We start from the raw sequence: 23,960 nt of genomic DNA, 5'->3' as shown, positions 1-23,960 counted from the left end.
CAAAGAAGGAGAAAATTGATGGCTACAAGCGCTAACAGGCTTGAAATTCTGCAAATTGCAGATGCTGTTGCACGTGAAAAATCAATTGACCGTGAAATTGTCATTTCTGCAATGGCTGATGCTATTCAGAAAGCAGCGCGTTCTCGTTATGGTCAAGAAACAAATATTCGTGCTGAAATCAATTCCAAAACAGGTGAAATTAAATTACAACGCCTGCTAAAAATCGTTGATGTCGTTGAAGATTATACCAGCGAAATACCTTTATCCGATGCACTCAAACGCCAAGCAGATGTACAAGTTGGTGATTTTTTTGCTGATCCCCTCCCCCCTATGGACTTTGGACGTATTGCAGCACAATCCGCTAAACAAGTTATTGTACAAAAAGTACGCGACGCAGAGCGTGATCAACAATATGAAGAATTTAAAAATAAAATTGGTGAAATTATTTCTGGTACAGTAAAACGCGTGGAATATGGCAATGTTATCGTTGATCTTGGACGTGGTGAAGCTATCGTGCGTCGTGATGAACTTATTCCACGTGAATCTTTCCGCTATGGAGATCGTATTCGTGCCTTTGTCAATGATGTGCACCGTGAATCACGCGGTCCGCAAATTTTTCTTTCACGGACCCATCCTCAATTTATGGTGAAACTTTTTACCATGGAGGTGCCAGAGATTTATGATGGTATTATAGAAATTAAATCCGTTGCCCGCGATCCTGGTTCACGAGCTAAAATTGCCGTTGTTTCACGTGATGGCTCTATTGATCCTGTTGGCGCTTGTGTGGGCATGCGAGGAAGCCGCGTTCAAGCCGTTGTTGCAGAATTACAAGGCGAAAAAATTGATATTATTCCTTGGTCGCCTGATGCTGCAACATTTATCGTGAATGCTTTACAACCTGCTGAAGTTTCTAAAGTTGTCCTCGATGAAGATGCAGAACGTATTGAAGTCATTGTACCTGATGACCAACTCAGTCTTGCTATTGGTCGACGTGGGCAAAATGTTCGTTTAGCCTCACAATTAACAGGATGGAATATTGATATCTTAACTGAAAAGGAAGAATCTGAAAATCGTCAAAAAGAATTTATTGAACGCAGTAAATTGTTTATGGAATCCCTAGATGTTGACGAAATGATCGGGCAAGTTATGGCATCAGAAGGATTCTCTTCCATTGAAGAAATCGCCTATATTGATCTTGAAGAGATTGCTTCCATTGATGGCTTTGATCATGAGACTGCCGCTGAAATTCAAAGCCGTGCGCGCGAATATCTTGAAAATAAAGAAAAAGAACTTGATGAAAAACGCAAAAAACTCGGTGTTTCTGATGAATTGCAAACACTTCCTGGAATGACAAGCGCTATGTTGGTTGCTGTTGGTGAAGATGGTGTCAAAACAATAGAAGACTTTGCGGGCTACGCTGTTGATGATTTGGCAGGCTGGAAGGAACGTAAAGAGGGTCAAACACAAAGTTTTTCTGGTATTTTAACTCCCTTTGAGATTACACGTGCTGATGCGGAATCTATGATTTTAGCCGCACGTGTACAAGCAGGCTGGATAGATCAGGCTGATCCTGTTACAGAGAATTCTGCAGAAGGTGAAGAATCTGCAGAAGATGAGAAAACAGACAATGTGGATACACTTTAAATGAATGAGCGGACCTGTATTGTGACAAGAAAAAATGCTTCAGCGGAAATGCTGATCCGTTTTGTTCTTGGTCCCAATAATCAAATTGTTCCTGATCTTAAGTCGCATTTGCCTGGACGTGGCGTTTGGGTCTGTGCTCATCATTCTACTGTTAAAGCAGCGGTGAAACAAAAAGCTTTTAAAAAAAGTTTTAAAACAAATGTTGAAGTTGCGCCAAATCTTGCGCATATTATTGATACACTGTTGCTAAAAGCTGCTCTTTCAAGCCTTTCCATGGCGCGAAAAGCAGGTGTTATCGTTACGGGAGCAACAAAAGTTGATGCGGCTATTCGCTCTGGTCAAGTTATTCTCGTACTTCATGCTAAGGAAACTACAGAAGATGGGAAACGAAAAATTGCACAAGCTATCCACACAATACAACAACAGATAAGACGGAATATAAAAACCATATCTTTATTTACAAGTGATGAAATGCAAATAGTTTTTGGTGCTAATCCTGTAATGCATGCGGCCTTATTGGACACCAAGGCTACCGAAGGATTTCTCAAAACGATACACAAACTAATCGCATATCGTGATGATAAACACAGTAAGCCTGGTGAAGTGACGGCACGAGCCGTGAAGGAAGTACAATGAGTGAAAATAATAACGACAAAACAACAGCCAAGAGGACACTAACCTTAAAACGGTCAGTTCTAGAAACAAGCACGGTTAAACAGAATTTTAGCCATGGCCGTACAAAAGCTGTGGTTGTCGAAACCAAACGGCGAAAAATTACACGACCTGACGAAAAATCTGAAGTACAACAGCCTATTACGAAACCGCATGTCGCTCCCAAACGCGCTAAACCACGCTTTGAAGACGTTAAATCAAATGAAACTGTTGCGACAAATAATCTCTCATCCGCTGAAATGGAAGCAAGACTTCGCGCGTTAGAGGAAGCACATACCCAAGAAAAAATAATACGCGAACAGGCTGAAGAAGAAGCAAGACGCGCAAAAGAACGTGAAGAAATTTTGCAGAAATCCATTAAAGAGAAAGAAAAGCTTCAACAAGAAGAAGAAAAGTCAGTGGTACAGACACCGACTCCGGACTTAAATCATTCTCCCGTAGAACCGGTAGATATTCCTATCGTGCCTAAAAGTGCATCTGTGGTTGAAAAGCGCAAAACAGACGACAATAAAGAGGATGATCGGCATAACCGACGCACCAATCTTGCTAAATCAGAAGTGCGTGCTCCCAAAGTTGTCAAAGGTGCTGATGAGCGACGTCGTGGAAAGATAAACCTCAACAGTGCTTTAGATGAAGAAGGGAGTGACCGTGGACGCTCAATGGCTGCAATGCGCCGCAGGCAAGAAAAATTTAAGCGTGCACAAAACCAAGAGCCAAGAGAAAAAATTTCTCGCGAAGTTGTTCTTCCTGAAACCATTACCATTCAAGAACTTGCACAGCGTATGACAGAACGCTCTGTTGATGTGATTAAATTTCTCATGAAACAGGGACAAATGATGAAACCCGGAGATATCATCGATGCAGATGTTGCTGAACTCATAGCTTTTGAGTTTGGTCATACCGTCAAGCGTGTCTTAGAATCTGATGTCGAAGAAGGTATCTTTAATGTCGCTGACAATCCTGAAAAAATGAAGCAACGCCCACCTGTCGTAACAATTATGGGCCATGTCGACCATGGAAAAACTTCTCTTCTCGACGCTATTCGAAAAGCAAATGTTGTTTCTGGTGAAGCCGGTGGGATTACTCAGCATATTGGTGCTTATCAAGTCGAGCAAAACGGTCAGAAAATTACCTTTATTGATACACCCGGACATGCCGCCTTCACAGCTATGCGTGCACGTGGGGCTCGTGTTACAGATATTGCCGTTTTGGTTGTTGCCGCTGATGACAGTGTCATGCCACAAACCATTGAATCCATTAACCATGCTAAGGCTGCTGGTGTGCCCATTATTGTTGCTATCAACAAAATTGATAAACCAGCTGCAGATGCACAAAAAGTACGCACAGAACTTCTGCAACACGAGGTTTTTGTTGAAACCATGGGCGGTGAGACTTTGGAAGTCGAAGTTTCTGCAAAAACCGGTCAAAAATCTTGATAAACTTCTTGAAGCCATTCTCCTTCAAGCTGAAATTCTTGATCTCAAGGCAGATCCAAAACGTACAGCAGAAGGAGTTGTTATTGAAGCCAAACTTGATCGGGGTCGTGGATCTGTTGCTACAGTTCTGGTTCAAAAAGGAACATTACATCCTTCTGATATTATTGTTGCAGGCAATGAATGGGGGCGTGTGCGCGCCTTAATTGATGATCATGGTCGCCATATCAAAGAAGCAGTCCCTTCTACGCCCATAGAAATTTTGGGTATGCAAGGAACACCGCAAGCTGGAGACCGTTTTGCTGTTGTCACTCATGAAGCAAAAGCGCGGGAAATCTCTGAATATCGTCAACGATTGGCACGTGATAAAGCTGTAGCTCGACAGACTGGTTCACGCGGTTCCCTTGAACAGATGATGACAAAACTACAAACCACTGGTGTTAAAGAATTTCCTCTTATTATTAAAGGAGATGTGCAAGGATCAATTGAAGCAATCGCTTCAGCTCTAGAAAAACTAGGAAATGAAGAAGTGCGTGCACGCATTGTGCATTCTGGTGCTGGCGGTATTACTGAAAGCGATATCTCTCTTGCTGAAGCTTCTCATTCTGCTGTTATTGGCTTTAATGTTCGTGCAAATCAGCAAGCCCACACTGCAGCCAAAACACAAGGAATTGAAATTCGCTATTATAACATCATTTATGATCTTGTTGACGATATAAAAGCCGCTATGTCAGGATTGCTCTCACCAGAACAGCGTGAGACTTTCCTTGGTAATGCTGAGGTCTTGGAGGTCTTTAACATTACAAAAGTTGGAAAAGTCGCAGGATGTCGCATAACAGAAGGTAAGATAGAACGAGGAGCAGGTGTTCGCCTCGTTCGTGATAATATTGTTATCCATGAAGGAAAACTTAAAACACTCAAACGTTTCAAAGATGAAGTCAATGAGGTACAAAGTGGTCAAGAATGTGGAATAGCGTTCGCAAATTATGACGACATACGTGTAGGAGATATCATTGAAACCTTCCGTATCGAACATATTAATCGTACATTGTGACAAAACCTCATAGCTTCTCTTTATATAATAAAAGAAGTCTTTGGGTGTTGCATGCAACGCGTTTGTTTTTTATCTTTTTAAGATGGTCAAAAGAAGAGCAATTATAATAAAGGTGAAACTTTGATGAAAAATGCAGGGCCATCACAACGGCAACTCAGAGTGGGAGAACAAGTGCGTCACGCAGTAGCACATATATTGCAACGTGGTATTTTACTCGATGATATCTTAAAAAATACTGTCGTTTCTATCTCTGAAGTTCGGATGTCACCAGACTTGAAAATTGCCACCTGCTTTATTTCTCCTCTGAGCACTCTCAAAAATACTTCTCATGTTGATATCGTAGATGTCCTCAATAAACATAGCCGTTTTATCCGTAAGGAGATTAGTTATGCATTACGACAGATGAAATACATGCCTGAACTGCGTTTCCGACTTGATAACAGCTTTGATAATTTCTCAAAAATTGATGCCCTGCTTCGCTTACCTGAAGTCGCGCGTGATCTGCACCATAATGATGAATCTGAAGAGTAAAAACATGGCACGGCAACGTAAAAGAAAAGGTCGTCCTGTTTCTGGCTGGGTGATATTTGACAAACCAAAAGGTATGGGATCAACAGAAGCTGTTTCACAAATAAAACGGCTCTTTCATGCGCAAAAAGCAGGGCATGCAGGTACACTTGATCCTCTTGCTTCTGGTCTTTTGCCCATTGCATTGGGAGAAGCAACAAAAACCGTGCCCTATGTTATGCAAGGTACAAAAACCTATCGTTTTCACATCGTTTGGGGCGAAGAGCGTTCAACAGATGATCTCGAAGGGGAAATCACAAAGACATCTCTCAAACGTCCAACACAAGAAGAAATAGGCGCCCTTCTCCCTCAATATACTGGTGTTATTTTGCAAACACCTCCGCAATTCTCAGCTATTAAAATTGCTGGTAACAGAGCTTATGATCTTGCACGTGAAGGTGAGATTGTTGAGATACCGCCACGTCAAGTGGAAATAGAAACTTTCAAATTAATAGAAATGGTTACCAATGAACGTTCTATTTTTGAAATAACTTGCGGAAAAGGAACCTATGTGCGCTCCTTAGCACGCGATATGGGGCGTGATCTTGGTTGCTATGGGCATATTACTGATTTAAGACGGACTGCAGTCGCCCCTTTCTATGAAGATGATCTTATCACATGGGACACGCTCAAAGAAATAGCATTGGATACAAGTGCAACAAATGAACATGATATTCTTCTTAAAAGAAACTTTGCAGCGCTTGATGAACTGCTCATTGAAACAGGCGCTGCACTAGAATGCCTCTCTCATTATGCCTTGAGTGAGCCCCAAGCAAAACGAGTCATGATGGGAAATCCAGTGCCACTCTACCATCGCACTGCCTCTGTTGATGAAGATGAAGTTTGTGTCATTTACAAAGACCGACTTCTTTCTATAGGTTCTCTTGATAAAGGACTGTTCAAACCAAAACGAATTTTCACAATTTAATTCGTTTTTTCGTGTCATTATTTCTTAGGAAAAGATATTTTTTTATATCAGTAAAAAGAATAAAATTTCTTTTATGACACTATGTTATTTTTTACGATCGTTCGTGTCAAAAATTAACTGTGATTTTTTAAAGAGACGTCTCTTAGAGCTTCCTAAGCCCATTTCATGACGATGTGGATGAAATGTATACCGATAAATCCATTGAGTACCACCATCTTCACGCTTATAAAGATACAAACCCGCACCGGTCACTCTATTTACCAGCTCATGGTATATTTACTAAATATTTACCAGCGACCAATGGGTATGGCAGCCCTTGCATGAAGGCGATTCATGAGAGACATTTTTCCTCCTTTCTTTTATAATTTTATCCTTATGCCAATTCCACAGATAGTGTAAAGCTAAGTAAACAAAATTGATTCAAGATAAAGTAGTTTGAGATAGAAGAATCTTATGGATATTCGAAGTTATAACTTAAACTCGATAACGAAAAATAGTCTTTATGAATCAATATGTTACCATTCTTTAAAGTGGTATCTCTCATTGCTCAAAGAAACCATGTCATGACAGCACTTGTGAAGATGTAGTACCAAAATCTATTATGCACTCCCATTTTTACTGATACAAGGAACAAGCCGATATAAGCATACCCTTTTGATTAGTCCTTTCATATCGCTCCATACTCTTTCATGAAAGTAGCTGTTAAGGGGCATTTTTAATCCTTATCTCAAGTGATTTATATCCACACCAATTCCACTTGTAATGTGTAAGGGAATGGTTTTGACTGATTTATGATGAAAAAATCATAAGAAAATTTTACGAAATTTTAGATTGGTCATTCAATATAAGAGACAATCCATAGCCATTATGGCAACAATAAACGAAAACATGCTTAAAGCATAAAATCAAAGCTGAAAGAAGGCATTGTCACAGAAATATACTAGCTCAATGCCCCTCTTAAATAAAAAATGCCCACCTCTTCCTAACCCATCTTACCTTCTCCCACTTCACACAAAACCACTATCACCCCCCCATGAAAACAGATAGTATCCGAAGTATTTGTTTATTGGGCTTATATTAAGAATAACATGCTACATTTCTTTTTTCATAGGACGACGCTTTTCTACGGGGTATTGATGTTTTTTAGCAATACGCATAATTGCTTCTTCCAGTGGCTCGATTGTCACATCCATAGAGAAACCATTTGCATGAATAATATTTTCATGATCCGTCATAATGGCTGCATGACCCTTCCAAAAAATCAAATCGCCCCGCTGAAGTTTGTCATTATCCGTAAGCGGTTTGCCTATGGTTTTCTGTTGCAGATCAGTATCGCGTAAAACTGTTTGTCCAGTCATCATCATAGAAAGCTGGATGAGCCCTGAACAATCAATTCCAAAACCACTAACACCTCCCCAAAGATAAGGTGTGTGGATAAAGGTTTCAGCAACTGTAACATAATCTTCGTATACACTCCCAATGGGACTAAGATGATGCGTAATGATGACTTTTCCATCTTCAAGGATAGAATACATTGTATCACGCACTTCAATTTCATCAATCACACTTACTTTACTTCCTATGGATAAGGCACAGTCTATTGGTCCACGTAAGTCAGCTTGTAAATATTGAAAAGTGCGTGGCACAAAAACGATATGTGTTTGTTTTACGGTTGATGTACAAAGAACTGCTGTATCAATATAACCAACATAACCATCTTTGAGCGATTGTCCCCATGACATGGTTTCTCCTTTTTCAAAGATGAGAAGTTCTTCACCTAACAAACACTCTGTTTGTCTCTCACTTTTCTGATTATTTTCTTTAAAGAGTCCTGCGACAGCTGTGTTAACGCGCTTTTTTTCACCTTCAACGAAGCGCTCAGCCGTCACTTCTGTTTCAAGGCGCTTATCTGCTAAATCCTCTCTAAATGCGTGTAACCTTGGATCTTTAGCAATCATCTCTTTACTTTTCCTTTTTTGACTTTGTATTTATAAGCAGCCTCATGAAAACTCCATTTGTAAAATGGCATATCCCTTGTACACAACATTTTCACGCAGATGAAAATATGAGCCCATCTGTGATATTTTTGCAGCTTTTTCATTGAGACGGTTCATAAGATACAGATGCTACTCTTTTCTAAAACGTTTTTTTGCTTCATAGCAAAAAAGCTTTAAGTGAGAGAAACTTACGGTATTTTATAGTACACACTTAACATACACACTAATAAATTGTCTTTATAAACTCGTTATTTATGTCATAAAACAAAACTCATAACTACACTTCAGAAGTGATAAAAAATCACTTCTGAAGTGTACAATTGTACATCTTTATGGTTATTTTGTGTCAAATTTGGTTTTTAAAGAGATTATAAAGGGCACGAATAACTTGTGCAGACCCCCCAACAGGATAGCCTGGTTTTTCTTTTGGAACCCATCCAAAAAGATCAAAATGTGCAAAATTTTCGGCTTTTTCAACAAAAGAGTTAAGAAACAAAGCAGCAACTATAGAACCAGCAAAACTATTTCCAGTTACATTGTTAAGATCAGCAATTGGTGAGGATAACATGTCTTGGTATGGTTTCCAAAATGGCATTTGCCAAAGAGGATCTGAAACAGCGTGTGCAGATTGAGAAATTTTTTGTGCCCATATTGCATCATGGCAATAAAATGCAGGGAGATCTGGTCCTAATGCTACACGCGCAGCTCCTGTTAATGTTGCCATACAAAGCATGAATTGTGGGCTTTCTTCATCACCATAGGTGAGCGCATCAGCAAGAACAAGCCGCCCTTCAGCATCTGTATTGCCAACTTCAACACTTAAACCTTTACGGCTTTTAAGAATATCCCCTGGTCGGTAAGCATTGGCAGAAATGGCATTTTCAATAGCTGGAATCAAAACACGTAGACGGAAAGGCAGCTTAGCATCCATGATAAGTTTCGCCAATCCCAAAACATGGGCACCTCCTCCCATGTCTTTTTTCATAGGTAACATATTATTGGCAGATTTAATATCAAGACCTCCAGTATCAAAAGTTACACCTTTCCCAACCAATGTTATTTTAGGATGACTTTCTTGCCCCCAACGCAAATCAATGAGTCGTGGTGCCGAGCCCCCGGCACGACCCACAGCATGAATCATTGGAAAATTATGTGTTAAAAGTTCATCTCCACGAATACTTTCAACATGTGCATTATAGGTTTTGCCTAGTTGATACGCTTCTTTCTCGAGAGCTTCTGGATTCATATCATTGGCTGGAGTATTAATAAGATCACGAACAAAAAAGACCGTTTCATAAAGACGTTGAAGCTCATCAAGATCAATTGTATCATTGACGTGGAATGATAACGATTTAGAGGAAGCATTTTGGCAATAGCGGTTGAATTGGTAACTTCCAAATGCCAATCCAAGATAAGTATTTATTTCGCGGGAAGCTATTCCTTCTAAATGCCAATGACCTTCGGGAAGTTTTTTAGCAAGATGTCCTGTAATAAAAGGTTCATCACCATTACCAAGCCCAAAGAAAACTTTTTTTAAGTGCCCCGTTTCATGAGGAAAGAAGAGTATTTGCCCTGCTTTTCCTGTGAAATCATGAACTTTCATCCATACTGCTGTTAATTCATCAAATGATAAATCAGCAAAATCTTTTGGAGTTAGCAAAAAGATGGGACAGCTCTTATTGGAACGTGTTGAACTAAAATGAATATTCTGTAAATGCATATTATAGAATCCTTATAATCGTCGCAGTGCGACATATTCAACCAAATGGTTTTTTCCTTTGTGTAAAATGAGATTAGATCGTGGGCGCGTTGGTAAGATATTTTCTTGTAAATTTTTCAAATTAATTGTTTGCCAGATATTGTCAGCGATTTTTAAAGATTCTTCCTCATGCAATAGTGCATAACGATGAAAGTAGGATTCAGGATTTTGAAACGCCGTTTTACGTAAACGTTTAAAACGTTCCAAATACCAATGTCGAATGATTTCCGTCTCAGCATCTACATAAATTGAAAAATCAAAAAAATCTGAAACAAAAGGTACAAATTTCCCATCTTTAGGAAGATCACTGACCTGTAACACATTAATACCTTCAACAATTAAAATATCAGGATGATTAATAGTAATTGTTTGGTTTTCTAAAACATCATAGGTCATGTGCGAATAAAGTGGGGCTTGAACATTTCCAATGCCTGTTTTTATGGCAGCAAGAAAGTATAATAATTTTTTGATGTCGTAGGAATCTGGAAATCCTTTACGGTGCATGCGATTTTTTTTCTGTAAAACCGCATTAGGATAGAGAAAACCATCAGTGGTGACTAAATCAACTTTAAGGCTAGATGTCCAACGTTTTAAAAGCTCTTGAAGAATGCGCGCAGTGGTTGACTTTCCTACCGCTACAGAACCCGCAATTCCAATAATAAAAGGCGTTTTTCTGCTCCCTTCTTGATGTAAAAACTGCTGACGCGTGTGAAAAAGTTTCTGTACGGCTTCAACATGGCATGACAACAAACGCGATAAAGAAAGATAAATACGTTGTACTTCTTCAAGATCAATTGGATCATCAATCGAGCGCAAACGTTTAATTTCATCAAAGGTCAAAGTAAGGGGCGTATCTGCACGAAACTGAGACCACTCTTGCGCAGTAAAGATACGATAGGGTGAGTATCGATCAAAAACGCATTTGACCAGATCATCTTCCTGATCAATTTTTGGAAGAGTTCTATCAATCATTTTATTGGTCGAGACTTTGTTTTACCGCAGAATCTTTTGCACAAGAGTCATAAATTAAGGACGGATAGACAAGCTGTTTTATATTTAAGCGAATGTTATTTTGCATATTTTCTTCCTTAAAAATAAGAACAAAGGGGCTTTTGATTAGCTGATAGTCCAGTCACCCCATTGTGACCGTATTTGTTCCAATGGTAACCCTTGCGCCAAAAAGGCCCATAAAAGTAAACGCGCTTTTATGGCTGTTAAATAACCAGACATGAGAGCGCCAGAAGCAATCATATCAACTTCTGAACCGTTATAGCCATAAGTTGCACGGGTTGTTGAACCACTGTAGGCACGACTAGCAATAATGATTGGCATTTTTTTTGTATATTGTCGCACGATATCCGCTTCTTCAAAATTGCAATGTCCTGACCCAAAACCGGCAATAACAAGTCCAGCATAATGTCCACTTTCAAGGCAGAACTTTATTAACTGTGTATCAGAAGATAAAGAAGAATGTAAAAGTGCAACCTGATGATCTTTGTTTTTAGGAAAATCAAATGTTGTCGGAAAAAAATTTCGATCATTGAAATAAATCGGCTTTCCTTCCAAAATAGTCCCTAAAGTACCTGCGAGACCGGACTGAAATGTTTCAATTTTTATGGTATGACTTTTCTGAACCCAATAAGGTGAGTGAATGCTATCATTGATAACGACGAGAACACCTCTGTTTCGGCTTTGTGGATGCACAGCAACCCGCACTGCTGCTAAAACATTAGCAGGTCCATCAGCGCCTGCTTCAGAGGGGATACGCATCGCACCAGTTACAATAAGTGGTTGTGCTTTATTCCAATAAAGAGAAAGAAAAAAAGCGGTTTCTTCCAGGGTGTCAGTCCCTTGAGTTAAAACAATCCCTGCTGCACCAGCCTCTATTTGTTGTGTTGCCCACTCGATTATTTCAAAAAGAATTTTAAAAGATAAAGATCCACTCGGTAATTGTGTGAGTGTTTGTGCATGAATATCAGCAACTTTATTTAAATCCGGAACACTTTTTATAAGGATATTCGAGGTTAATGTCGGTTGCATTTGGCCAAATTTATCGGCCGTCATCGCAATTGTTCCTCCCAATGTTCCTATTGCTATTTTTTTCATAATTTTTCCCTTAAAAGACGCAAACTGTTTATAAAAACTATTTAGCAACAATTTTCATTGATAACAATCACATCATTTTTTTTATTTCAGCAAATTGAATCGTACTGAAACATTGTGTTTTGCAGTATATGTTCTTAAATAAAGATAATAATGATTGGATTTTACATTTAATGAAAAGAAATCAATATTAAAAATAGAGATTAATATTAAGGAGTTTCCTTATGACGGAACATAAGCCGGACATGATGTACGGTACAACTATTATTACTGTACGAAAAGGTGGCAAAGTTGTGATGGCTGGTGATGGTCAGGTATCACTTGGACAGACAATTATGAAAGGCAATGCACGTAAAGTTCGTCGTCTTGGCAAAAGTGAAACGGTTATCGCTGGTTTTGCAGGTGCTACAGCAGATGCTTTCACTTTGCTGGAAAGATTGGAAACAAAACTTGAGAAATACCCTGATCAGCTTATGCGTGCATGTGCCGAACTTGCAAAAGATTGGCGAACAGATCGCTATTTGCGTCGTCTTGAAGCAATGATGCTCGTTGCTGATAAAAAAATAACTTTAGCCCTTACAGGGCTTGGTGATGTCTTAGAACCAGAAGATGGAGTTATGGCTATAGGTTCTGGCGGAAATTTTGCTCTTTCAGCTGCTCAGGCACTTATGGAGATAGAGGATTTGGATGCCGAAACTATTGCTCGTAAAGCTATGAATATTGCCGCTAAAATTTGTGTTTACACCAATGATCATTTTACGATTGAAACATTGGATGCAGAATTATCTTCTTTAGAGAAAGTTATGTAAATGTGTGTTGTATTTTCCCCTCGTGAAACTGTTTCTGAACTTGATCGTTTTATTATTGGTCAAAATGATGCCAAACGTTCTGTTGCGATTGCGCTACGCAATCGATGGCGTAGACAACAACTTGATGGTCCAATGCGTGAAGAGGTTATGCCAAAAAATATTTTAATGATAGGACCAACAGGTGTTGGTAAAACAGGCATAGCGCGTCGATTAGCAAAACTTGCTGGAGCACCTTTTGTTAAAGTAGAAGCAACGAAATTTACTGAAGTTGGTTATGTGGGACGTGATGTCGAGCAAATTATTCGTGATCTTGTTGAGATTGCTATTTCTCTTGTACGTGAAAAAAAACGCGATGAAATCGAAGTAAAGGCTCATATGAATGCTGAAGAACGTGTTTTAGATGCTCTTGTTGGGAAGACAGCAAGTCCTGCCACCCGTGAGAGTTTTCGCAAAAAATTGCGTGAAGGTGAACTGGATAGCAAAGAGATTGAAATTGAGGTAGCTGAGAATAACAGCAATAATACTCCAACCTTTGATATTCCTGGTATGCCAGGTGCGCAAATGGGAATTATGAATTTGTCAGATATTTTTGGCAAAATGGGAAGTCGTACAAAGGTTCACAAAACGACAGTTAAGGATGCTTTTAAGCCACTCATAGATGATGAATCTGAAAAACTTCTTGATAAAGATCAAATTATTCAAGAAGCACTCCATGTTGCTGAAAATGATGGCATTGTTTTTATCGATGAGATTGATAAAATTGCAACCCGAGATGGTGGTGCAAGTGCTGCCATTTCCCGTGAGGGTGTTCAACGTGATCTTTTGCCTTTGGTTGAAGGAACAACTGTTGCCACAAAATATGGGCAAATTAAAACAGATCACATCCTTTTTATTGCGTCAGGTGCATTTCATGTCTCAAAACCATCTGATCTATTACCAGAGCTTCAAGGACGTTTACCTATCCGTGTAGAGCTCAATGCTCTCACAAGGGAAGATTTACGACGTATTTTAACCGAACCTGAAGCAAGCCTGATTAAGCAGTATATTGCGTTAATGGCAACCGAAGAAGTTCGTTTAGAAATTACTGATGATGCAATTGATGCTTTAGCGGATATCGCTGTGGATTTAAATGCAAGAATTGAAAATATAGGAGCACGTCGTTTGCAAACAGTGATGGAGCGCGTTTTAGATGAAATTTCTTTTACAGCACCCGATAAGGCTGGAACAGTTTTTAAAGTTGATGCGGCTTATGTCAAACAATCTATAGGAGACCTTGCTGCTGATATCGATCTCTCACGCTTTATTCTTTAGGGGTATCGTTTGTTTTCGTTTAACGGCGCGCTTCGATAACTTTGAAACCATGCGCTTTTTCATGTATTGTTACGGCACGAAAAATATTTTTTAACACTGTTTCATAAGGCAGGTGGCGATTAGCAACAAGAAGCAGTTTGCCACCTGGCTTCAGGTATTGCGCAGCATTTATAATAAAATTCTGTCCCAAGGAAATATCTGTCGTTTTTTGTATATGAAACGGTGGATTTGAAATGATTGTATCATACAAATCCGTAATTGTTTCATGCACAAGGTCATGCCAATAAAAATGAACCGAACAAGAAGTTTTTTGGTATTCGAGATGCCGTTTAGCTGCTTCTAAAGCGTTGTAATCGGCTTCATAGAGATCGAGACTTGTTAGCTTTTCACTTCTTTCAAGTGCAGCGTAAGAAAGAAATCCCCAACCGGCACCAAAATCTGCAGTCTTTCCGCAAATAACCTTAGACATATGCAAAGCAAGTGCAGCAGACCCTGGATCAATACGTCCATGCGAAAACATACCAGAAGTGGTTTGAAATTTATTTTCAAAAGTAAGCGGTGATGAGCGTAATTGTGCAAGCTTTTCTTTTTCTCGTTTTTGTGGAACTTGTAACCAAAATACGAGCCCATGGTTTTTAGACAATTTTTCGGTAATGGGAACAATTTCTTTAACCCATTTCATCATTGAAGCCGCACCAGCAGTTTTACCTCCACCAATAATGATCCACCCACCAGGTTTCACACATTCTAATAAATCAAGAAAACAATTTTGATTGAAACCACGATATTTGCTCAATTGCAAAAACGCACCCTCATAGGTGAAAGTTTGATTTATTTGAGGAGAACAGTGAAATTGAGCCTTGGCAAATTTTAAAAAGTCTGGGCGCCAAGGCGCTATAATTTCCAAGTTTTGTGCCCATTCTGGGGATGGAACTTCTGTTAAACCAACGCCTACCCAAGATTGATCTGAATCTGGAAATGGCAGACTGTCATTTTCAAAGGGCAAAAACAGTAACACATATAACTCTTTCAAAGAAAAATGCCATTCCCATATTGGAACAGCATTTCATTATTAAAAGAAAAAATTATCCTTCTTTTCTCTTTCTACGGCGCTTATTATCACTCTTACTGTTTTCAGCAGCGCTTTTTTCTTCTTTTATCGCCTGATTACCTGTTATTTCTTCGCCGATCTGTTGATCAACAACTTTCATTGACAAGCGAACCTTCCCACGTTCATCAAAGCCCATGAGCTTGACCCAAACTTTATCACCTTCTTTTACAACATCTGTTGTTTTTGTGACACGTTCAGAGGCGAGTTGAGAGATATGAACAAGCCCATCACGTGAGCCAAAGAAATTGACAAATGCACCAAACTCTGCAGTTTTTACAACTGTCCCTTGATAGATAGCACCAACTTCAGGTTCATCAACAATTGAATGAATCCAGCGTTTTGCCGCCTCAATAGTTTTAGCATCAGCAGAAGCGATCTTAATCGTTCCATCATCTTCAATATTAATTTTTGCCCCCGTCTGTTCAACAATTTCTCGAATAACCTTACCGCCAGAACCGATAACATCACGAATTTTATCAACAGAAATGCTCATAACTTCGATACGTGGAGAAAATTCACTCAGTTCAGCGCGTGCACTGGTTAAAGCTTTGCCCATTTCACTCAGAATATGAATTCGACCACTCTTAGCTTGTTCCAGCGCAACTTTCATAATTTCTTCAGTAATGCCGTCAATTTTGATATCCATTTGCAAAGCGGTAATACCATTTTCTGTCCCAGCTACTTTAAAATCCATGTCGCCCAGATGATCCTCATCCCCTAAAATATCAGACAGAACAGCAAAGCGCTCCCCTTCTTTAATCAAACCCATAGCAATACCTGCAACGGGACGTGCGAGAGGAACACCAGCATCCATAAGAGCAAGTGAAGTCCCACAAACGGTTGCCATGGAGGAGGACCCGTTCGATTCCGTAATTTCTGAAACCACACGAATGGTATAAGGAAAAGATTCCTTACTTGGTAATATCGGATGAATTGCACGCCATGCCAATTTACCATGGCCAATTTCACGACGTCCAGGAGAACCAAGCCGTCCTGTTTCACCCACTGAAAATGGCGGAAAATTGTAATGGAGAAGGAAGGTTTCCTTATACAGACCTGTTAAAGAATCGACATATTGTTCATCTTCACCCGTTCCCAGTGTTGCAACAACCATCGCTTGTGTCTCTCCACGGGTAAAGAGCGCTGATCCGTGTGTACGGGGTAAAAGACTAACTTCGGATTGGATAGGGCGTACTGTTGAAAGATCACGTCCATCAATACGCTTTTCCGTATTAAGAATATTCCCACGGACAATTTTTGCTTGCAACTGTTTGAAGACAGTTGCAATCTGATCTGCACTAAAGTGACAGTCCCCTTCTTCTGGCATAAATTTATTGATGACTTCTGCTTTTATTGCATCAACAGCAGCATAACGCTCTTGTTTATCCGTTATGGTGTAAGCTTTCCGTATATCCTGTTCAGCCATTTCCAACATAGATTGTTCGAGATCAGACAGATCTTCAGGAACAAAATCACGTGGATCTTTTGCAGCAACCTCAGCAAGCCTAATGATAGCATCAAGAACAGGTTGAAAGCCTTTATGCCCAAACATCACCGCTCCCAACATGATATCTTCCGGCAATTCTTGTGCTTCCGATTCAACCATTAACACAGCACTTTCTGTTCCGGCAACAACAAGATCCAGTTTCGATTCCGGCATTTCATCAATATGAGGATTGAGAACATATTGCCCATTACAGTAGCCAACACGCGCCCCTGCAATCGGTCCCATAAAAGGAACACCCGACAAAGTGAGCGCAGCAGAAGAAGCAATCATTGCAAGGATATCAGGATTATTCTCGAGATCATGTTGTATAACAGAAACAATGACTTGTGTGTCATTTTTATAACCATCTACAAAAAGGGGACGTATCGGACGATCAATCAAACGTGAAATCAAAGTTTCATTCTCACTTGATCGACTTTCACGTTTTAAATAACCACCAGGTATTTTACCAGCAGCATAGAATTTTTCTTGATAATTGACAGTAAGGGGGAAAAAATCTTGATCTGGTTTTGGGCTTTTTTCCGACACAACGGTTGCTAAAACAATAGTTTCTCCGTAAGTAGCGATCACTGCACCATCAGCTTGACGCGCAATTTTCCCTGTTTCAATGGTAAGTGGACGACCGGCCCATTCAATTTCTATCTTATGCGTTTTAAACATTTCTTATCCTTAAACGACCAGTGTTCACATCTTGAAATGCTCATATTCTGGCTTTGCATAGCAAATCTAAAAGCTGTAGGCAGGATAACAAAATACTTCTGGTTTTTGCGATAAAGAAAATAAATCGCAATTGATGTATGAAGAACTTAGCAATCCTGCCTCATCATAATTACTTGCCATTTTTTAAAGTTTTTAATTAAAAGCAACAAGTTAAAAAATGGGTGGATTTTTTTAACAATATGCCCCACCCACTGTATCTCTTAGCGACGTAAACCTAACTTTTTAATAAGTGTTTGATAACGATTTTGATCAATTCCTTTAAGGTAATCAAGAAGACGACGACGTTGAGAAACCATCTTCAGGAGACCGCGACGAGAATGGTTATCTTTTTTGTGCGATTTAAAATGGTTCGTCAAATTAGAAATACGTTCAGAGAGTACAGCAACCTGTACTTCTGGTGATCCTGTATCACCATCTTTATTAGCGTATTCTGCGACAAGAGCTTGTTTACGTTCAGCTGTAATCGACATCGTATTATCCTTTCAAAAAACGAAGAAACAAAAGCCACCCATAGCCGAGATGTCGTTCAGCAAGGGTCTACGACCAACAAGAAGAACTGAAGACTCTTACTTGCTTTTAGCACCTATATAGGAAAGAAGGTGAAAATACTAGTCCCTGAAAGCATTTTAAAGACCTTCTTGTAAGGAAGGATTTTATTTTTAAAATATTTATTTTTACAATAACTTTATGAGAATTTTTTAAAGAATTATGTGTCATTTCGACACAGAGATTTCTTCTTTACAAAGTATATATATAATAGCAAAAGTAGTAAAAGTCCGCTTTGGAAGGAAAAGATGCAAAATATTCCAACATTAGAACTTTTTCGTAATTCGATATTTCGAAATTTGTGGGCATCCACTCTCATTTCTAATTTAGGGGGACTCATACAAGCCGTTGGAGCAGGATGGCTCATGGCATTGATTAGTTCTTCGCATTCCATGGTTGGTCTTGTTCAAAGTGCTACAACATTACCACTGGTTATTTTTTCTCTCATGGCAGGAGCACTAGCTGACAATTTTAATCGACGTCAAATTATGTTGTGTGCGCAAATTATGATGATGATTATTTCAATGAGTTTAGCTATTTTATCCTATATGGGTTTTATAACGCCTTGGCTTTTATTATGCTTCACATTCTTCATTGGCTGTGGAATTGCCTTTTATTATCCTTCTTGGCAAGCAACGATAGGCGATATCGTGAGCAGAGAAAATATTCCATCTGCTGTTAGTTTAAACAGTGTTGGTTTTAATTTGATGCGTAGTGTTGGTCCTGCTATAGGTGGTGCGATTATCGCAACGTTAGGTGCCAGCGCAGCTTTTTTATTCAATGCAATAAGCTATATTCCTTTAATTAGTGCTTTGTTTTTATGGAAACAAGACTATAAAAACAGCACTTTGCCACGGGAAAGACTTTTAGGGGCTGTTTCAGATGGTTTACGTTATGTTGCCATGTCACCTAATCTTATCAATATTATGGTTCGAGCCTTTCTTTTTGGTATTGGAGCGATTTCGATTCTAGCGCTTTTGCCCATTGTTGTGCATAAAGTTCTCAATGGAGATGCGCTTCTTTATGGTACATTGCTCGGTTGCTTTGGTTTAGGAGCAATGACAGCGGGACTGACGAATTCATTTATCCGTCATCGTTTTCGTTCAGAGACAATTATTGCAAGTGCGTTTATTGGTTTTGCTGCTGCTTGCTTTTTTTTGGCGATAAGTCGTTCATTGATTATAAGCCATATTGCCTTATTTCCTGCAGGTTTATGTTGGGTTTTGGCATTATCGTTGTTTAATACATCTGTACAACTGTCTACACCACGCTGGGTCGTCGCACGTGCTTTAGCACTTTATCAAACCGCTTCTTATGGGGGAATGGCTATTGGGAGTGCAATGTGGGGATTCTTGGCAGATGGTTATTCTCCAACAATTGCTTTGAGCGTTTGCTCTCTCTTCTTGATTTTTGGCGCTTTCGCAGGAATAAAATTTAAAATTCAAGAAATCCCTCAGATAGATTTTGATCCTCTTGATCACTTTAGAGAACCAGAGCTTTTGCTTGACCTAAAAGCACAAAGTGGTCCGATCATGATTATGATCGATTATCAAATTCATGAAAATGATCTTGAGGAGTTTCTAAAAGTGATGACACATCGTCGCCATATTCGTTTACGTGATGGTGCCCGTCAATGGGTTCTTTTACGTGACCTTGAAAGACCTGAATATTGGACAGAAGCATATCATATGCCAACATGGGTAGATTATTTGCGCCATAATCACCGTCGTACAAAAGCAGATGCAGAAGTGAACAAACTTTTGCGCCACTTAAATCGTATGCCAGATGGTATAAGAATACACCGCATGATTGAGCGACAAACGATACCACATGCCAATGAAATGCATTTAAAATCCTCTGCAAACCAATTACCTTGATGATTAAGAGCGTACAAAAACTTTCTTTCAGCTATCCAATTGTATCAATATCATTGATTGGGTAAATTCATTAACATAAACAGTAGAGACTTTAGATGTTCAATGATTAAGCACTTGATCAATGAAGAACAGATTTCTACTAAAACAAACAATGAAAAAAACGAGTGTTACGATTTGTTTAAGCTAACCCCTGAGTTTTTCCATTCTAAAAAACTCTTAAACACGACAGCATAAGCACATGTATCTCTCCAATCCATTGCAGGTCTATTAATAGTTTTATAACGTTGTTTTCCTAAAAGGGCTCGTGCTTTCTCTGTTGTCTGTGAATCAACATCCAATCCCAATGCAGCAGCATATTTGAAACAAAACTTAAGAAGTAAGAAGAATGAGTGCTCTCTCTACTGTTGCAGCTTTTGTATGCTACATAGGGGTAGGCATATCACGTATATTTGTTTATGTAATTTCTGAAATGGAAAAACAGCCTCATTTGGAGAGTACATAAAGTTGTAAAGATAAAAACCAATGTCAAGACTTACTATCTCCTTTTAATTCGGCTTTACAGCTTTCAAAAGTCTCTAAAGCAATGTCTTTGAGATAATGAAGATACCGCATTGCCTCACGCTTTTGTTTCTCACGTTCTTAATGGGATCATGCCCCTCATGTAAAACAGAACGCTACCGTATTGCATGTTCACGGGCTTGTTTTAAAGAGACTTCTGTAGCCCCAATCTTAGAGCCCCTAAGTCTATTTCACGACGGTGTGGGTGAATTGCATAACGATAAATCCATCGCGCACCATCATTTTCACGCTGATAAAGGGATAAACTAGCACCATCACTCACTTTACAGCGCGGGTGTTGCGACAGCCCTTGCATGAAGTCCGTCCATGAGAAGCATTTTTCCTCTTTTCTTCTCTCATTTTTATCCACAGATCAACCCTGCTGATAGTGTAAAGCCAAATGAATAAAATTGATTCAACATAAAGTAGTTTGAGATGGAAGGGTTTTACAATATTCGTGGTGATAATTCAAGGCAAGAAACGAAAAATAATTCTTATAAATCAATATATTGATTCGAACTATCATTAAAGAAACTGCTTCAATGATACAGACAAACTTCTTACGCTTTATTTTACAAAAGAGAGTCAGACTCTAAAATCAATTTATTGCGTTACAACGATCATTCATTAATTTTATCTCTTGAATTAAGAAGCCAAAATATCTCAAAATCTTCTCATGCCTTTTTGCATAATGAAACAATTAAAATGATTTCCCTTGGCACAGCACAAGTGAAGAAACTGAGGGGGAAACTCGCTTGAAGAAAGAAAAAATGTTCCTTATAAACCCTCCCAATCCAAGACTCTGTTGTTCATAAAGAAAAATTGGCAAAGAAGATGAGAATGCCTGCTTGTATTTTGTATAAGCAAAAATAATGCTCCATGACGAACTTTTGCATGATATTCTTTAGGTATAGGTCGTAAAATAGACTTTTTGAGCCATAATGTTTCTTTAAAACAAATACATAAATGCATTGCACTTCCATAAACTTCTTGCGAATAAGCCCTTATGCATGGATGTATCACGATGATGATGAAATCTGAATAAAATCCTCTTTATTACCTCATAGAACAAATGCCTCTATTTTTTAAACCATATCTTTTTCTGACAAACAGATTAAAGAAGGAGCTTTTTTAATGCTTGTACCAATGGCTTATCAGCATCAGGCATGGGATATTTATCAAGATCACCGATAAAAACCCATTTTAAACTTTGCCCTTCTCGTCCCCGTGCCACACCCTCATAATGATAACAAAGATACAGCGGCATTAAGATATGAAATGTTTTATAGCTATGACTTACGAATGTTAAGGGATATAAATCATCTTGCTGAACATAAATACCAAGTTCTTCCTCTAACTCACGAATCAATGATACTTCTGGTGTTTCACCTTGTTCAATCTTTCCGCCCGGAAACTCCCATAAACCAGCCAGTGATTTTCCCTGAGGACGCTCTGTAAGCAAAACACGATTATCTGTATCTAATAATGCGCATGCAACAACTAGCAGAAGTGAACTTTCTATAGACATCTTATTCTCCACCAACTGGGATAATAAAAACAACTCTTTTTTCTATCATACCCCCCCCCTACCCTAAAATAAAAAAGCCTAACTCTCCCCTTGTCTGAAAAAATATTAAAGACACCGAATGTCAAATTTATGATACATGCGTTAGCTTCTGTAGTCGCCATTAACCATCACATATTCTTTCGTTAAATCGCATGACCAAACCGTCGCTTGACCGGTTCCCAAACCAATATCAACACGAATTGTAATGTGTTTTCCTCGCATATATGCGTTTATTGTCTCTTCACAATATTCAGGATCTCGCTCACCATTGACAGCTAAACGATGTTCACCAAACCAAATTGCTAACAGATCACGGTCTACTTCAACTCCGGCTTTACCAACGGCCATAACCACCCGCCCCCAGTTAGCATCTTCACCGGCAATAGCTGTTTTTACAAGTGGTGAATTGGCAATGGATAAGGCTATAGTCTTAGCAGCACTTTTTGTTGTAGCGCCCATCACATTCACCTCAATTAAATGACGAGCGCCTTCACCATCACAAACAATTTGTAATGCAAGTTCATGCAAAAGCGTCTTCAATTGCTTTACAAACACCTCATAACGTGGATCAGATTGGCTCGTAAGACAAGGGAACTTTGCCTTTATTTTTCCCGTTGCAAACATCATGAGGGTATCTGATGTTGAAGTATCGCTATCAACAGTAATGGAATTAAAAGAATCCTGCACCGCTTCTGACAACATAGATTGGAGTATATCTGAAGAAATACACGCATCACTCACCACAAACGAGAGCATTGTTGCCATATCTGGTGCAATCATACCAGCGCCTTTTGCAATTCCGTTAATGGTAACAATCTCCCCCCCACAATCAAATCGGCGCGTAGCAAGTTTTGGAAAGGTATCGGTTGTCATCATGGCTTTTGCAGCTTCCAACCAATTTCCTTTTTCTGCTGTTTTTGCCATAGTTGGTAAAAGTTTCACCACGCCTGATGCCTCCATTGGTTCGCCAATGACACCCGTAGAAGCTATAAAAATTTCATTTTCTCTGGCCTTTAAAGCGCTTGCTGCTGCACACGTGATTTCATTTGTTGTATGCCTTCCTTTGCGCCCCGTAAAAGCATTTGCATTCCCAGAATTAACAACAACACCCCTTGCAATTCCATGAGGAAGTGAAGCCCGACAATGTTCTACAGGAGCAGACGGACATTTTGAGCGCGTAAAAACACCTGCCACACTTGCGGGCTCATCAAATATGATGAAAAGAAGGTCTGTGCGCCTTTTATATTTAATACCAGCTTCAGCTGTTGCTATACGCACACCCGGTAAGGATGGGAGATTCTGTATTTTTGAGGGAGATAAAGGTGATATTTTAAAATCCACTGTGCAGTTTTCACTTTCCATAAAAATAAACAGAACCTCATGACAACTTAATGCGAGCAGAAAAACAATACTTCTTGCAAAAAACAGCTAAGCTCTTTGAATAAAGCCAATCTCTCAAATCGCTTAGCTTTTAATGTTATTCTCCTTCTTCCTCATCGGAATCATCGGAGGTTTCATCAGAAAGTGGTGTCTCATTTTGATTAAGAGATTGCATCAATTTAATAACATTGGGATCAGGATATTTTATATCTAGTTTACTACGCAAATCAGCAATTAATTTTTGGTAGTGCTCTTTTATGAGCTGTGTACGCAAGATCTCCTTTACATCATCAAAGACAGGAGGTTCCTTCAAACGGCGATCTTCTACCTTAATGATATGCCAACCAAAAGGACTTTCAACAGGCTTTTTAGTGTATTCACCAACTTTCAAAGCAAATGCAGCATCTTCGAAAGACT

The 23,960-nt window shown here is 39.2% G+C and carries 18 protein-coding genes and 2 pseudogenes; 8 read left to right on the top strand and 12 right to left on the bottom strand.

Annotated features, from left to right (window positions below; translation table 11 throughout):
• Positions 1 to 18 precede the first annotated feature (18 nt).
• From nusA to truB, 5 genes and pseudogenes are all read left to right on the top strand, one after another.
• Positions 19 to 1,644 (top strand): transcription termination factor NusA, encoded by a 1,626-nt coding sequence (gene nusA / locus BN67_RS00420; protein WP_019222208.1) that lies wholly within the window; start codon positions 19 to 21, stop codon positions 1,642 to 1,644.
• Entirely contained in the window at positions 1,645 to 2,280 is a 636-nt protein-coding gene (locus BN67_RS00415) for an RNA-binding protein (RefSeq protein ID WP_019222207.1), read from the top strand.
• Positions 2,277 to 4,803, top strand: a pseudogene (gene infB / locus BN67_RS12390) (translation initiation factor IF-2). The gene BN67_RS00415 and the pseudogene infB overlap by 4 nt, the downstream one beginning before the upstream one ends.
• Before the next feature lie 123 nt (positions 4,804 to 4,926).
• A complete protein-coding gene (gene rbfA, locus BN67_RS00405; RefSeq protein WP_019222206.1) occupies positions 4,927 to 5,334 on the top strand; it encodes a 30S ribosome-binding factor RbfA in 408 nt (135 codons plus the stop codon).
• A 4-nt stretch (positions 5,335 to 5,338) separates the two neighbouring features.
• The gene (truB, locus tag BN67_RS00400; protein ID WP_019222205.1) at positions 5,339 to 6,298 is read left to right on the top strand and encodes a tRNA pseudouridine(55) synthase TruB; all 960 of its coding nucleotides are present in this window, start codon (positions 5,339 to 5,341) and stop codon (positions 6,296 to 6,298) included.
• Positions 6,299 to 6,382: 84 nt separating this feature from the next.
• Here the strand turns inward: truB and BN67_RS13935 are convergent, their stop codons facing one another.
• The 5 genes from BN67_RS13935 to BN67_RS00365 form a co-directional block, all read right to left on the bottom strand.
• Complete coding sequence (locus BN67_RS13935) at positions 6,383 to 6,550, bottom strand: hypothetical protein (protein WP_019222204.1); 168 nt, start codon at positions 6,548 to 6,550, stop codon at positions 6,383 to 6,385.
• A gap of 839 nt (positions 6,551 to 7,389) precedes the next feature.
• Positions 7,390 to 8,256, bottom strand: coding sequence for a C40 family peptidase (locus tag BN67_RS00390; RefSeq protein ID WP_019222203.1), 867 nt, complete (start codon positions 8,254 to 8,256; stop codon positions 7,390 to 7,392).
• 385 nt (positions 8,257 to 8,641) lie between these two features.
• Complete coding sequence (locus tag BN67_RS00380) at positions 8,642 to 10,015, bottom strand: leucyl aminopeptidase family protein (RefSeq protein ID WP_019222201.1); 1,374 nt, start codon at positions 10,013 to 10,015, stop codon at positions 8,642 to 8,644.
• A 12-nt stretch (positions 10,016 to 10,027) separates the two neighbouring features.
• Positions 10,028 to 11,026 carry a type I pantothenate kinase gene (coaA, locus tag BN67_RS00375; RefSeq protein ID WP_019222200.1) on the bottom strand — a complete coding sequence of 333 codons (999 nt, stop codon included), beginning with the start codon at positions 11,024 to 11,026 and terminating at the stop codon, positions 10,028 to 10,030.
• Between the two features lie 144 nt (positions 11,027 to 11,170).
• Positions 11,171 to 12,160, bottom strand: a complete 990-nt coding sequence (locus BN67_RS00365; protein ID WP_019222198.1) for an asparaginase — start codon at positions 12,158 to 12,160, stop codon at positions 11,171 to 11,173.
• Positions 12,161 to 12,381: 221 nt separating this feature from the next.
• Here BN67_RS00365 and hslV point away from each other — a divergent pair, with 221 nt between their 5' ends.
• Together hslV and hslU are read left to right on the top strand one after the other, a co-directional pair.
• Complete coding sequence (gene hslV / locus BN67_RS00360) at positions 12,382 to 12,966, top strand: ATP-dependent protease subunit HslV (RefSeq protein ID WP_019222197.1); 585 nt, start codon at positions 12,382 to 12,384, stop codon at positions 12,964 to 12,966.
• Positions 12,967 to 14,277: an ATP-dependent protease ATPase subunit HslU gene (hslU, locus tag BN67_RS00355; protein ID WP_019222196.1), complete on the top strand. Its 1,311-nt coding sequence runs from the start codon at positions 12,967 to 12,969 to the stop codon at positions 14,275 to 14,277. It begins immediately after the preceding gene.
• 19 nt (positions 14,278 to 14,296) lie between these two features.
• Here hslU and BN67_RS00350 read toward each other — a convergent pair whose 3' ends face one another.
• The 3 genes from BN67_RS00350 to rpsO all read right to left on the bottom strand — a co-directional run bounded on the left by BN67_RS00350 (position 14,297) and on the right by rpsO (position 18,085).
• A complete protein-coding gene (locus BN67_RS00350) occupies positions 14,297 to 15,295 on the bottom strand; it encodes a class I SAM-dependent methyltransferase (protein ID WP_019222195.1) in 999 nt (332 codons plus the stop codon).
• A 67-nt stretch (positions 15,296 to 15,362) separates the two neighbouring features.
• Entirely contained in the window at positions 15,363 to 17,555 is a 2,193-nt protein-coding gene (gene pnp / locus BN67_RS00345) for a polyribonucleotide nucleotidyltransferase (protein ID WP_019222194.1), read from the bottom strand.
• Between the two features lie 260 nt (positions 17,556 to 17,815).
• Positions 17,816 to 18,085 carry a 30S ribosomal protein S15 gene (rpsO, locus tag BN67_RS00340; protein ID WP_019222193.1) on the bottom strand — a complete coding sequence of 90 codons (270 nt, stop codon included), beginning with the start codon at positions 18,083 to 18,085 and terminating at the stop codon, positions 17,816 to 17,818.
• A gap of 324 nt (positions 18,086 to 18,409) precedes the next feature.
• Between rpsO and BN67_RS00335 the strand changes: the two genes are divergently transcribed.
• Positions 18,410 to 20,038, top strand: coding sequence for an MFS transporter (locus BN67_RS00335; protein ID WP_019222192.1), 1,629 nt, complete (start codon positions 18,410 to 18,412; stop codon positions 20,036 to 20,038).
• 230 nt (positions 20,039 to 20,268) lie between these two features.
• Here the strand turns inward: BN67_RS00335 and BN67_RS14665 are convergent.
• The 4 genes and pseudogenes from BN67_RS14665 to BN67_RS00310 form a co-directional block, all read right to left on the bottom strand.
• Positions 20,269 to 20,934: pseudogene (locus BN67_RS14665) on the bottom strand (Arm DNA-binding domain-containing protein); the annotation flags it as partial.
• A 776-nt stretch (positions 20,935 to 21,710) separates the two neighbouring features.
• On the bottom strand, positions 21,711 to 22,124 hold the full coding sequence (mutT, locus tag BN67_RS00320) for an 8-oxo-dGTP diphosphatase MutT (protein ID WP_019222187.1): 414 nt from the start codon (positions 22,122 to 22,124) through the stop codon (positions 21,711 to 21,713).
• A gap of 141 nt (positions 22,125 to 22,265) precedes the next feature.
• Positions 22,266 to 23,504, bottom strand: coding sequence for a bifunctional glutamate N-acetyltransferase/amino-acid acetyltransferase ArgJ (gene argJ, locus BN67_RS00315; protein ID WP_026088071.1), 1,239 nt, complete (start codon positions 23,502 to 23,504; stop codon positions 22,266 to 22,268).
• 136 nt (positions 23,505 to 23,640) lie between these two features.
• Positions 23,641 to 23,960 (bottom strand): peptidylprolyl isomerase (locus BN67_RS00310; protein WP_026088070.1); only part of this gene is annotated, 320 nt, incomplete at its 5' end.

Source organism: Bartonella rattaustraliani AUST/NH4 (assembly GCF_000312565.1).
GTDB lineage: Bacteria > Pseudomonadota > Alphaproteobacteria > Rhizobiales > Rhizobiaceae > Bartonella > Bartonella rattaustraliani.
The sequence above is the reverse complement of the archived record's forward strand: the minus strand, read 5'-3'. Positions and strand labels throughout refer to the sequence as shown.

What these genes read in the sequence shown, in the direction of transcription:
- nusA (WP_019222208.1), top strand. Translation starts at nt 19, where the DNA reads ATGGCTACAAGCGCTAACAGGCTTGAAATTCTGCAAATTGCAGATGCT.
- BN67_RS00415 (WP_019222207.1), top strand. Translation starts at nt 1,645, where the DNA reads ATGAATGAGCGGACCTGTATTGTGACAAGAAAAAATGCTTCAGCGGAA.
- rbfA (WP_019222206.1), top strand. Translation starts at nt 4,927, where the DNA reads ATGAAAAATGCAGGGCCATCACAACGGCAACTCAGAGTGGGAGAACAA.
- truB (WP_019222205.1), top strand. Translation starts at nt 5,339, where the DNA reads ATGGCACGGCAACGTAAAAGAAAAGGTCGTCCTGTTTCTGGCTGGGTG.
- BN67_RS00390 (WP_019222203.1), bottom strand. Translation starts at nt 8,256, where the DNA reads ATGATTGCTAAAGATCCAAGGTTACACGCATTTAGAGAGGATTTAGCA.
- BN67_RS00380 (WP_019222201.1), bottom strand. Translation starts at nt 10,015, where the DNA reads ATGCATTTACAGAATATTCATTTTAGTTCAACACGTTCCAATAAGAGC.
- coaA (WP_019222200.1), bottom strand. Translation starts at nt 11,026, where the DNA reads ATGATTGATAGAACTCTTCCAAAAATTGATCAGGAAGATGATCTGGTC.
- BN67_RS00365 (WP_019222198.1), bottom strand. Translation starts at nt 12,160, where the DNA reads ATGAAAAAAATAGCAATAGGAACATTGGGAGGAACAATTGCGATGACG.
- hslV (WP_019222197.1), top strand. Translation starts at nt 12,382, where the DNA reads ATGACGGAACATAAGCCGGACATGATGTACGGTACAACTATTATTACT.
- hslU (WP_019222196.1), top strand. Translation starts at nt 12,967, where the DNA reads ATGTGTGTTGTATTTTCCCCTCGTGAAACTGTTTCTGAACTTGATCGT.
- pnp (WP_019222194.1), bottom strand. Translation starts at nt 17,555, where the DNA reads ATGTTTAAAACGCATAAGATAGAAATTGAATGGGCCGGTCGTCCACTT.
- rpsO (WP_019222193.1), bottom strand. Translation starts at nt 18,085, where the DNA reads ATGTCGATTACAGCTGAACGTAAACAAGCTCTTGTCGCAGAATACGCT.
- BN67_RS00335 (WP_019222192.1), top strand. Translation starts at nt 18,410, where the DNA reads ATGCAAAATATTCCAACATTAGAACTTTTTCGTAATTCGATATTTCGA.
- mutT (WP_019222187.1), bottom strand. Translation starts at nt 22,124, where the DNA reads ATGTCTATAGAAAGTTCACTTCTGCTAGTTGTTGCATGCGCATTATTA.